Origin of the sequence: Perlabentimonas gracilis, from assembly GCF_011174675.1 — a bacterium.
Classification (GTDB): Bacteria; Bacteroidota; Bacteroidia; order Bacteroidales; family Tenuifilaceae; genus Perlabentimonas; species Perlabentimonas gracilis.
In genome coordinates this window covers 35,482-47,332 of record NZ_JAANIG010000004.1, presented here as the reverse complement: position 1 = coordinate 47,332, position 11,851 = coordinate 35,482, and the positions used below count along the sequence as shown (strand labels likewise).

Below are 11,851 nucleotides of genomic sequence, written 5' to 3'. Positions count from 1 at the left end.
AAAAAAAACAAAAGGCTACCCCAGAAGAATAGCCTTACTGTAATGAAGTCCCAATTGCTCTAATCGCTAATTTTGGCTGTAATGAATTCCCTGTTGAGCCTAGCAATATGCGATATTGAGATGCCCTTGGGGCATTCGGCCTCGCAGGCCCGGGTGTTGGTGCAGCTGCCAAATCCCAGCTCATCCATTTTATCCACCATCTTTTTAACCCTCTCCTTGGCCTCAATTTTGCCCTGGGGGAAGAGCGATAGCTGCGATACCTTGGCCGCAATGAACAGCATGGCCGATGAGTTTTTGCAGGCAGCTACACAGGCGCCGCATCCAATGCATGATGCTGCGTCAAAGGCCTCGTCGGCATTTACTTTCGATACGGGAATTGCATTTGCGTCCTGTGCCTGACCTGCATTTACCGATATAAACCCTCCGGCCTGCATGATCTTATCGAATGCATTTCGCTCCACCATCAAATCCTTGATCACTGGGAATGATGCTGCACGCCACGGCTCAATGGTAATGGTTTCGCCATCCCTAAACTCGCGCATGTACAGCTCGCAGGTGGTGGTTTTGCTTAGTAACCCATGGGGACGCCCATTGATATATAGCCCGCAACAACCACAAATACCCTCGCGGCAGTCATGCTCATATGCCACAGGTTCCTTGCCTTCGGTTATTAGCTGGCTGTTGAGGTAGTCGAGCATCTCAAGAAAAGACATCTCAACCGATACATTATCGAGGGAGTAGGTTTCGAATTTTCCTTTTGCCTTGGCATCCTTCTGACGCCATATTTTTAGCTTAACTTTCATGCTTATATCGTGTTAAGTTTCTTAATGGGTTATTTGTAGCTTCGCTCCTGAACCTTAACAAACTCGTAGTTCAGCTCTTCCTTATGCATAACCGGTTCGCTTTTTGGTCCTTTGTACTCCCATGCGGCAACGTATGAGAAGCTGGCGTCGTTACGTTGGGCCTCGCCCGACTCGGTTTGGCTCTCCTCGCGGAAGTGGGCTCCGCAGCTTTCCTTTCGGTTAAGGGCATCGTGGCATAGGAGCTTGGCTAGCTCAAAGTAGTCGGCCACACGGCCTGCTTTTTCTAACTCCTGATTCAACTCCTCCGGTTTCCCTGGGATTTTCACATCGGCCCAGAATTCCCTCTCCAGCTCATCAATAAGCCCAAGAGCCTTTGATAGTCCTTGCTCGTTGCGGTACATCCCGCAGTAATCCCACATTATTTTGCCTAGCCGCTTATGGAATGAGGTTACTGTTTGCTTTCCGTTTACCCCCATTAGTTTAGAGATCCTCTCCTTGGCATTTTTCTCGGCATCCTCAAATTCGGGTAGGTCGGTTTGTATTCGCGGGGTTTTTATCTCATCGGCCAGATAGTCTGTAATGGTGTAGGGGAGGATAAAATATCCATCGCCAGCACACTGCATAAGCGAGCTTGCTCCAAGGCGGTTGGCGCCATGGTCGCTAAAGTTCGACTCGCCGATGGCGAAAAGGCCCGGGATGGTGGTCATTAGGTTGTAATCGACCCAAAGTCCTCCCATGGTGTAGTGCCCAGCAGGATATATGCGCATAGGCCTTTCGTAGGGCGATTCGCCTGTAATCTTCTCGTACATCTCGAAGAGATTGCCGTACTTATCCTCAATGGCTTTTTTCCCCTGCTTCTGAATGGCATCGCGGAAATCGAGGAATACCGATAGGCCAGACTCACCTACTCCATAACCTGCATCGCAACGCTCCTTGGCTGCCCTTGAAGCTACATCGCGGGGAACAAGGTTCCCAAAGGCAGGGTATCGGCGCTCAAGGTAGTAATCGCGCTCCTCTTCTGGTATGTCGTTGCCCTTACGCTTATCGCCTTTAGCTTTTGGCACCCAAACCCTGCCATCATTCCTAAGCGATTCGCTCATAAGTGTTAGCTTACACTGGTAATCGTTTAGCACAGGGATAGAAGTGGGGTGTATTTGTATAAAGCTGGGGTTAGCAAATAGCGCTCCGCGTTTATGTGCTTTCCATGCTGCCGATCCGTTTGAGTTTACCGCTAGCGTGGATAGGTAGTAAATTGTGCCGTAACCACCAGTAGCCAATACCACAGCGTGCGCTGAGTGGCGCTCAATTTCGCCGGTTATTAGGTTGCGCACAACAATCCCCCGAGCCTTACCATCTATAACAACCAGGTCGAGCATCTCGCGGCGGGAGTACATGGTAACCTTGCCCGTCTGCATTTGTCTAACCAAGGCGCTATATCCTCCCAGGATACACTGCTGGCCAGTTTGACCCTTGGCATAAAAGGTGCGGCTAACCTGCACGCCTCCAAACGACCGGTTGTCGAGCAGTCCACCATAGTCGCGGGCAAATGGAACGCCTAGTGCGGTGTAGTGATCAATCACCAGATTGCTCACCTCAGCAGCGCGGTAAACGTTGGCCTCGCGGGCACGGTAGTCGCCTCCCTTTATCATATCGTAAAATAGGCGGTACACGCTGTCACCATCGTTTTTGTAGTTCTTGGCTGCATTAATACCTCCCTGTGCAGCCACGGAGTGGGCACGGCGAGGGGTATCCTGATAGCAGAACACCTTAACGTTGTAACCCAACTCGGCTAGGGTTGATGCAGCACCCGATCCTGCCAGCCCTGTTCCAACCACAATAATGTCGAGTTTCTTTTTGTTGGCTGGGTTTACTAGACGGAGCGAGTTTTTATGCTTGGTCCACTTGTCGGCCAATGGGCCATCGGGAATTTTTGCGTTGAGCATTGTCATATTCTAGTAATTTCAATATTATCAAACTAATTATTCCTAGTGGATAAACCAGAAGTAGATGGGTATAATGGTAAATCCTGTGGCAATTATCACAGCGTAGATATACGAAACAACCTCGATGCGTTTAAGCCATTTGCTATTGTTGAGGCCAACTGTTTGGAACGCACTCCAAAACCCATGGCTAAGGTGTAAGCCCAGAAATATGGCCGATACGATGTAAATTACGTTGTACCACCAGTAGCTAATGAAAAACTCCGACACTAGCTTGTACGAGTCGTGAATATGGGTTATTCCTCCATCGTAGGAAACCTCAGCTACCGTTCCAAAGCGAAGCTTAATGAAAAAGTTAACCATATGGAGAACCAAGAAGGCCAGGATGGTAAACCCAAGAATATACATATTGCGCGACGACCATGTAGTTACATCGTTCGATGCGCTTTTAGCGTAGGGTACGGGTCTGGCTTTTCTGTTTTTTAGCGTTAGAACGGTTCCATATATTATGTGGAAAATAAAGCCAAACGCTAGCAGTAGTTCAACCCCTTTTAGCAGGGGAGTGGTGGCAAGGGTGTGGGCGGCCTTGTTGTAGAGCTCACCTTCGCCTACCAACAGCAAGAGGTTTGTGCCAAGATGAACCAATAAAAAGAGCATTAGGAATAGTCCCGAAATGCTCATAATTAGTTTCTTACCAACAGAGGAGCTGAAGATACCATTCATAGAGTATTGTTTTAAAATTTTGCGAATTAAGGTACGCCGATTTGCTTTTAAAATGGGGCTTTTGAGCGTAAAATTTATATGTTTTTGAGCACTCAGCTGTTTATCCTATAAGTTTTAGGTATCGATCGCGGATAGCCATTAGCCTATCGGGCGAAAGATTCTCTCTATAAATCTTCACCAAATCAATGATGCTACAACGTTCGAAAAGGTATGCCCGTGAGGCATCAAAGTATAGTAGATCGGTGTCGAATTTAACCTCGGTGGTCAGCTTTTTAAAGTCTTCCCATGGGATATTATGCGGAATCTCGAAGTAGCCAATGTTAGTTTTTTCTTCATCTAAATAGATGCCCTCACCCATTGGCTTAAGGTTGAAAAAGCATCTTAGCTTAATAAGTCCCATCTGTTCCGAAAAAGACATCGTTTTCTTTTTGAATGATAGCCCCTCATCTATATAGTATTGCTGAATCATCTGGATGTGGCTGTAGTTATCAAGATTTAGAAAACGAATAACGTAACATGTTTGGTTGTTCATTGTAATGGTTCCTGTAACAGCATCGATGGGGAACTTTACCTTTTGCTGAACTTTAATGGTGGCTCGCGTAAGAACCTCCAGCGAGAAGTAGCCATCGAGGATAAAGTATACCATTTTGGGCTGAGAGTTACTCTTTACCTCATTGTAATATCCAAAGTATGGCGACACGGCTTCGATAACGCAGGTGTTTTTTAGGATTAAATCGTTGCTAATGCATGACAAGGGTTCTTCCTTGATAACACCCCCGTAACGTTCTGTAAGTCTAATAGCTTCCATGGTATTGGGGTTAGGGTTTTTACCAAATATACAAAATACGAGGTTACAATTCAACCATTTGCTATGCATAATTGAATTACCTTATCGCATTAAACCAAAAGGGTTACTCAGCTCATTTGCCGAGTAACCCTTTCGTAATGTCCTAACCGTAGGTTTATGCCCCAAGGGCAATAATATCTTTGGTGACTTGATTTTTAGCCATTGCAAGTTGTATCTCCATCAGCGACTTGGGTCTATCATTAGCTGATGAGAACAGATGCGTTAAGTCTTCCTTTTCAAGTATGTCGATGGTTTTAAGCAGGGTGTTGTCAATTTTTGTGTAGATAGGGAAGAAGCCTTGGTTGTCAATCAGAATTCGGGCAACGTAGGCCTTAATCTGGGTTTCGATAATAAGCTTGGATTTTTCTATATCTGCATAGTTAGGCTCAACGTTTCGTTGTCTTGCGTAGTCAACAAACAGATCAAGAATGTTTTTCCCAGCGAGATAATTCTCAATTTCGATATGCGATTTCATCTCGGCCATATTTTTCCTGTGTCTGTCGGCAAAGCTAAAAGCAAACCTGTAAATTAGGTTTCTGCGTGCAACTTGGTTTAGGTAGGTGGTGGCTCCTGTGGTATCGAGGGGGATGAAAAAGTCGGGCATTATACCTCCTCCTCCATAAACGGTTCGTCCGGCGGGCGTGGTAAATTTAAGTGAGTCTGCTAAGTAAATGCTATCGCGCTCTTGGAATTCACCATGCAGATACCTATTGCTGATATCGTAGAAGTACTCGTCGCTCCCCGGTTCGTAGGGCTTTTGTATGCTTCGCCCTGTTGGAGTGTAATATCTGGCAATGGTTAGCCTAAGTGCCGACCCATCGGAGAATAGCACTTGCTCTTGCACCAGCCCCTTGCCAAACGATCGGCGTCCAGTAACTATGCCCCTGTCGTTATCCTGCAGTGCTCCGGCAAGTATTTCGCTGGCCGAGGCCGAAAACTCGTCAATAATAATGGCCACAGGCGTGTCGATACATCTACCCCGGGCGTTGGAGTATACATTCTGGCGGGGTCTTGCTTTTCCTTGGGTGTAAACAATAAGCTTACCCTCGGGCAAAAACTCGTTGGCAATATTTGTGGCAGCATCAAGGTAACCACCATTATTATTACGCAGGTCAATAATTATTTTTTTCATACCCTGCTCCTGCAGCTTATCTATTGCCTCAATAAACTCGGAATAGGTTGTTCGGGCAAATCGGGATATTTTTATGTATCCAACCTCTTGATTGAGCATAAAGCTAACGTCAACGCTGTAGATTGGTATCTTATCGCGGGTAATCTCAAAATTAACAATTTCGTTTAGGCCCTGGCGTAGGATACCAACAGTTACCTTGGTGCCTGTAGGCCCTTTGAGCATGGTGACAATGTTGTTCTGGTTGAAGCTAACTCCTGCAACAAGTGAATCGTTAATGGTGATAATCCTGTCGCCTGGTTGTAGTCCCACTCTTTCCGATGGACCACCCACGATGGTTGAGATAATTACCACGGTGTCGTTGGGCATATTAAATGTAACTCCTATGCCATCGAAGCCTCCGTCGAGAGGTTCGTTCACCGTTTGTAGATCCGAAGCAGGAATGTAAACTGAGTGAGGATCTAGGTGTTTAAGCATTGTGGGAATGGTCGACTCAACAAGGTTTTCCATCGATACAGTGTCAACGTATTGGTTCTCGATGTAGCTTAGTATGCTCGAAAGCTTGTCGGCCCGGGGGTAAACGGTTAGGCTTGATCGTTCGGGCTTTTGGTTGATAAATAGTCCTAGCCATATTCCTGCGCCCAGCACCACGGCTAGCGCAATTGGGTATATGATATCTTTTTTCCGATTGTTGTATTGCATGCTCTATTGTAATAGTCGTTTGTTATAAATATCCTTTAATGCTGCCAATTAGAAGCTGTTACTCTTTTTCCATCTTTAGTATTTCGATACCTGCACGTTGAAGTAGTTCAAGCCCTTCGGTGGCCCTGTAGTCGTCGCTGTAAACTACTCGTTTTATACCAGCCTGGATTATTAGCTTGGAGCACTCCATGCATGGTGCCGATGTAACGTATAACGTAGCGCCATCGCTGCTATTGTTCGACTTGGCCACCTTTGTTATGGCATTTGCCTCGGCATGCAGAACGTATGGCTTAGTTTTTCCAGCTTCGTCTTCGCAGATGTTCTCAAATCCGCTGGGCGTTCCGTTGTACCCATCTGAAATAATCATCCTGTTCTTTACAATTAGTGCGCCAACCTGCCTGCGTATGCAGTATGAGTTTTTTGCCCAGATGTGAGCCATCTCAAGGTAACGTTTGTCAAAGTCGAGTTGCTTTTCGCCGTAGGGATGAATGTTTGTTGTGCCAGACATGATGAAATTGGTTTTATAGGGCGATAAAGATATTAATAATTTTTTGTGTATGTAGATGAAGAAAAAAGCCTTTAACCAAATTTGGCTAAAGGCTTTGCTTTTGTACCCGGAGCCGGGGTCGAATCTACCTGTCGCCAACTCCGTTAGGCGAGGCAGACAGGTCTACCTGTCGCCAACTCCGTCAGACGATGCAGACAGGTCTACCTGTCGCCTACCCAATAAACTCCGATGAAGCGCAAGGCTTTGCTCTTCGTTTTACTACAGGTCAGACGATGCTGACAGGTCTACCTGTCGCCAACTCCGTTAGGCGAGGCAGACAGGCCGGCACGATATTGCTCAATTTTTTTCTTTAGCGCTAGACGCCCCCATCCTGTTTTGAGGTGTTTTTCGCGTTCTCGTGCTTGAGGTCTTGTAGCAAACTCCTCGATGAGGATTGTGTGAAATGGTCGGTAAGGTTTTGTGGTTCTGTTGTAGCCCTTGTTATGCTGCTCAATCCTCCTATTGGGGTTATCTGTCAGCCCGATGTAGGTGTAACTTCGGTTGATGCTTGAGATTACGTAAACGTAGTACATAATGCTCACGGTTTTAAAAAAGCCTTTAACCAAATTTGGCTAAAGGCTTTGCTTTTGTACCCGGAGCCGGGGTCGAACCGGCACGATATTGCTATCACTGGTGTTTGAGACCAGCGCGTCTACCAATTCCGCCATCCGGGCAGGGTAGAATTATTTTGGAGTGCGAATATAATTGCTTTTTTTGTTTTGGACAAGAATGCAGCTGATATTGATGCGAAAAATGTTGGTGTGAATATCGATTTATACCACTTTGCCAACCACTTTTTTAATTGTTACTCGTTTGGCCGACTCATAAATCCCTTCGGCATCAATGCCACACTCGTGGTACAGTTCCTGTGGTGTGCCATGCTCAACAAACCTGTCGGGAATTCCTAGCCTGATAACCCTTGTGCCAAACCCATTGTCGTTTAGCCACTCGAGCACCGCCGATCCAAATCCACCCATTAGCGCGCCATCCTCTATGGTGATAATAGTTTTAAACTGTTTCCCAATACCAGACAGTAGGTTTGTGTCAAGGGGTTTAACAAATCGCATATCGTAATGCGCAACCGAAATACCCTCGGTGGCAAGCTTGTCAATTGCTTTGGCTGTTTGAATGCCCAGTGGACCAACCGAAAGTATGGCTAGGTCATGGCCTTCTCTAAGTATTTTACCTGTTCCAACCTCAATGGTTTTGAAGGGCTTTTGCCATTCGGGCATTGACCCATTCCCTCTCGGATATCGGATGCTCCAAGGTCCCATATTGGGCTGTTGGGCAGTAAACATCATGTTGCGAAGCTCCTCCTCGTTAAGTGGCGAGCACACCACCATATTGGGAACTGTTCGCATATAGGCCAAATCGTAAACGCCATGGTGCGTAGCACCATCTTCGCCAACCAAACCACCCCGGTCGAGACAAAAAACTACATTTAGGTTTTGCAGGGCAACATCATGTATTACCTGATCGTATGCCCGCTGCATGAACGATGAGTAGATGTTGCAAAACGGTACAAGCCCCTCGGCTGCAAGGCCAGCGGCAAAGGTAACGGCATGCTGCTCGGCAATGCCAACATCAAAGGTACGGTCGGGCATTTTCTCCATCATGATGTTTAGCGAGCAACCGCTGGGCATCGCTGGGGTAATACCCACAATTTTTTCGTTTTGCTCTGCTAGTTCCACCATGGTATGCCCAAATACATCCTGAAAACGGGGTGGGGTGGGCTTGTCGGAGGTTATCACTATCCTTTGCCCGGTGGTCTTGTCGAATACCCCAGGAGCATGCCATGCCGTTTGATTCTGCTCAGCCGGGCTAAAGCCCTTGCCCTTTACAGTAACGCAATGTAAAAGTTTGGGCCCAGGAATGTTTTTTAAGTCCTTGAGTACCTGTGCAAGGTAAACCACATCGTGCCCATCAACAGGGCCAAAGTATCTAAAGCCTAGCGACTCAAAAAGGTTGCTCTGCTTAAGTAGCGCCGACTTGAGTGCATTCTCAAACTTTTGAACAAGCGAGCGGGTGCCAGGGCCAATCTTGTTTAGCTTCCCCAATAGGTTCCATACATCGCTTTTAATCTTATTGTAGGTTTGCGATGTAGTTATGTCAAGCAAATATTCCTTAAGGGCTCCTACATTAGGGTCAATAGCCATGTTGTTATCGTTTAGGATAACAAGTAGGTTGTTCTTTTGCGATCCGCCATGGTTAAGCCCCTCAAATGCTATTCCGCCAGTCATTGAACCGTCGCCAATAATGGCCACTGTATGCCTTTGTTCCGACTTTAGATTTGATCCAATGGCCATACCAAGCGCAGCCGAAATAGAGGTGCCGCTATGTCCGGTACCAAACGAGTCGTAATCGCTTTCGCTTCGCTTGGGGAAACCGCTTATTCCGTTGTACTTGCGGTTGGTGTGAAAAACATCACGTCGGCCTGTAAGTATCTTGTGTCCATACGCCTGATGCCCAACATCCCAAATAATCCTATCGTCGGGAGTATTAAAGATGTAGTGCAGAGCCACCGTTAATTCCACAACTCCAAGGCTTGCACCAAAGTGACCGGGATTGGATGAGACCACATCAATAATAAACTGCCTTAGCTCATGGCTCACCTCCACCAGTTCCTCAGGCTTCAACTTTTTCAAGTCCAAGGGAGAATTTATGTTATGCAGATACTGGTAGAGCAATTCCATCATATTCTATTTTGAGGCAAAGTTATAACAAATTTAAAAATTTATTGTTGAAAAACCCAGTCTCTACCTAATGTGCTTCAACTACCTGTTTATTGGGTGGGCACGTAATGCTTTGTTGATAAATATCGGCATACTAATTCGGCAACAGAACGGATTGAATACCAAGTATTGCTATATTTGTAGTAGTTATACATATCCAAATACCCTAAAAAATATTTCGATGAGATCATTAAGGTTATTTCTAATTACCGCAATGTTTGCTGGTTTGTTTCTCAATTCGTGTGTGCCTGCAAAGGAGTTTCAGGCTCTTCAAGACAAAAATGTGAAATGTGAAGAGGAGCGGGAACGCTTCTCAATAGAAAATGAAGCGCTAGGTATTAGCGTTAAGGAGTACGAAAGCAAGTATAAGGTGTTGAAGGCAGAGTACGACCAGCTAGTGGCCGACAGCCTATCTCGTTCGGTTGAAATGAATAGGTTAAAAGATGATAATGAGAGGTTAAGTAGTAGATATGCAGAGTTGCAAGATCTTCAGAAGAACATTATGACTGGAAGTCAGAAAGAAACCCGCAGGGTATTATCACAGCTGCAGGAGACCCAAGCAGAACTTCAGGTTAAGGAGGATGCGCTTAAGGAGCTGGAGCGGCAGCTAAATGTTAGAAGGAAAAGCCTTGAAGAGATGCAAACTTATCTTAATCAGGTTAAGGGTGACCTTGATGAGCGGAATGCGCGAATTTTGGAGATGGAACAAATCCTTGCCCGAAAGGACTCAGCTGTTATGGCATTACGTAGAACCGTAGCCGATGCGCTTTTCGGCTTCGAAGGCAAAGGCTTGAGCGTGCAGCTTAAAAACGGAAAGGTTTACGTGTCGCTCGATGAGCAGCTGATGTTTAAATCGGGGAGTCATACCGTTGATGCCAACGGAGTACGAGCGCTTAAGCAGCTAGTAACTGTGCTTGAGCAATCGCCCGATATTAATATTATGGTTGAGGGGCATACCGATGAGTTACCTTTCCCTCAAAGAGGCGAACTGCTCGACAACTGGGATCTTAGCGTAAAGCGCGCCACTTCAATCGTACGGATTCTGCTTGACGGTTCAAAGATTGACCCCGCTAGGGTTACAGCCTCGGGTCGTAGCCAGTATCATCCGGTAGATATTCAAAAAACAGCCGAGGCAAGGCAAAAGAATCGCCGCACGGAGATTATCCTTACGCCTAAACTCGATGAGCTGTTCGAAATACTTGAATCCAACTAGGTAATCAACAAATTTTGTTCATACATTTAAACTTAACGCTATGAAAAGGAAGATTACACTTGGCCTAATTGCGCTGGTGGTGGTTGCGTTGGGAATATTTTTATCTGTTCCTCAAAATCATTACATCGTAAAAGCGCTGCGTTACCAAAAGGCCAAAATTCATCATTACAGCATTTTTGCCAACAGAGTGGTGGCTAAGGGTGAATCACAGCCCTGGGGGGTGTCACCAAGCTACAACTCGTATAGTTTATCCGACAAACAGCTAGGTGAACTTACCGATACCAGAACCGTTGCCTTCCTCGTTGCTCAGGATTCCCTGCTTCTTTTTGAGTCGTATTGGGAAGGGTATGGCGATGATTCGTACTCCAATTCTTTCTCCATGGCCAAAAGCTTTATCAGCTTGCTTATTGGTTGTGCCATTGATGATGGATACATCGAGAGCCTTGACCAACCTGTATCTGACTTTTTGCCTGAGTTTAGCGAGGGTGCTAAGGCAAATATCACCATTCGACATTTAATTACCATGAGCTCTGGCCTGAGCTGGGACGAGGCCTACGCAAGCCTTTTCTCAACAACTACTCAGGCCTACTATGGCAAGTTTCTGCGCGATTTGGTCATAAATCAAACGGTTATAAATGAACCGGGACGGCAGTTCGACTACCTAAGTGGCGACACGCAGCTGCTATCGCTAATTGTTGCCCAGGCATCTGGCAAAACCGTTAGTGAGTACATGTCGGAGAAGATATGGAGCAAGATTGGTGCAGAGCATAACGCGCTTTGGAGCCTCGATAAGGAGGATGGGATAGAGAAGGCATACTGCTGCTTTAACTCCAATGCCAGAGATTTTGCTCGCCTTGGCCGACTAATCCTTCATAAGGGTAACTGGGAGGGTGAGCAGCTGATCTCCCAAAAATATATGAACGAAACGCTACAGCCCACGCTATACTTAGCCGATAAGGAGTTGGGAGGCATTCCCACAGAGCGATATGGTCATCAGTGGTGGTTTGCTAAACAACGTGATCGTCATGTTATTTTTGCACGTGGCATTATGGGCCAGTACATATTTGTTGTGCCTGAGCTTAATATGATTGCAGTGCGCCTTGGGCATATTCGCCATGACGAGCGCATTGGGGGGCACCCTATTGATGTGTATCAGTACCTCGATATTGCAATGGATATTGTTGAGACTACAGGAAACTAGCGCGCTAAGCTGTT

The 11,851-nt window shown here is 46.2% G+C and carries 10 protein-coding genes and 1 tRNA gene; 2 read left to right on the top strand and 9 right to left on the bottom strand.

The window, feature by feature from the left end; genetic code table 11:
* Positions 1–59: 59 nt before the first annotated feature.
* The 9 genes from G8O23_RS02945 to dxs form a co-directional block, all read right to left on the bottom strand.
* Positions 60–803 carry a succinate dehydrogenase/fumarate reductase iron-sulfur subunit gene (locus tag G8O23_RS02945; RefSeq protein WP_166361584.1) on the bottom strand — a complete coding sequence of 248 codons (744 nt, stop codon included), beginning with the start codon at positions 801–803 and terminating at the stop codon, positions 60–62.
* A gap of 29 nt (positions 804–832) precedes the next feature.
* A complete protein-coding gene (locus G8O23_RS02940) occupies positions 833–2,752 on the bottom strand; it encodes a fumarate reductase/succinate dehydrogenase flavoprotein subunit (RefSeq protein ID WP_166361582.1) in 1,920 nt (639 codons plus the stop codon).
* Positions 2,753–2,788: 36 nt separating this feature from the next.
* Positions 2,789–3,466 (bottom strand): succinate dehydrogenase cytochrome b subunit, encoded by a 678-nt coding sequence (locus G8O23_RS02935; protein ID WP_166361580.1) that lies wholly within the window; start codon positions 3,464–3,466, stop codon positions 2,789–2,791.
* A 100-nt stretch (positions 3,467–3,566) separates the two neighbouring features.
* Positions 3,567–4,274, bottom strand: a complete 708-nt coding sequence (locus tag G8O23_RS02930; RefSeq protein ID WP_166361578.1) for a hypothetical protein — start codon at positions 4,272–4,274, stop codon at positions 3,567–3,569.
* 154 nt (positions 4,275–4,428) lie between these two features.
* Positions 4,429–6,144, bottom strand: a complete 1,716-nt coding sequence (locus tag G8O23_RS02925) for a S41 family peptidase (protein ID WP_166361576.1) — start codon at positions 6,142–6,144, stop codon at positions 4,429–4,431.
* A 58-nt stretch (positions 6,145–6,202) separates the two neighbouring features.
* The gene (locus tag G8O23_RS02920; RefSeq protein ID WP_166361574.1) at positions 6,203–6,652 is read right to left on the bottom strand and encodes a deoxycytidylate deaminase; all 450 of its coding nucleotides are present in this window, start codon (positions 6,650–6,652) and stop codon (positions 6,203–6,205) included.
* 284 nt (positions 6,653–6,936) lie between these two features.
* A complete protein-coding gene (locus tag G8O23_RS02915) occupies positions 6,937–7,224 on the bottom strand; it encodes a GIY-YIG nuclease family protein (protein WP_166361572.1) in 288 nt (95 codons plus the stop codon).
* Between the two features lie 57 nt (positions 7,225–7,281).
* Positions 7,282–7,365, bottom strand: a tRNA-Leu gene (locus tag G8O23_RS02910).
* Positions 7,366–7,464: 99 nt separating this feature from the next.
* Positions 7,465–9,384 (bottom strand): 1-deoxy-D-xylulose-5-phosphate synthase, encoded by a 1,920-nt coding sequence (gene dxs, locus G8O23_RS02905; RefSeq protein ID WP_219932381.1) that lies wholly within the window; start codon positions 9,382–9,384, stop codon positions 7,465–7,467.
* A 220-nt stretch (positions 9,385–9,604) separates the two neighbouring features.
* Between dxs and G8O23_RS02900 the strand changes: the two genes are divergently transcribed.
* Both G8O23_RS02900 and G8O23_RS02895 read left to right on the top strand, forming a co-directional pair.
* Entirely contained in the window at positions 9,605–10,636 is a 1,032-nt protein-coding gene (locus tag G8O23_RS02900; RefSeq protein ID WP_166361568.1) for an OmpA/MotB family protein, read from the top strand.
* 40 nt (positions 10,637–10,676) lie between these two features.
* Positions 10,677–11,837 carry a serine hydrolase domain-containing protein gene (locus G8O23_RS02895; RefSeq protein ID WP_166361566.1) on the top strand — a complete coding sequence of 387 codons (1,161 nt, stop codon included), beginning with the start codon at positions 10,677–10,679 and terminating at the stop codon, positions 11,835–11,837.
* Positions 11,838–11,851 lie beyond the last annotated feature (14 nt).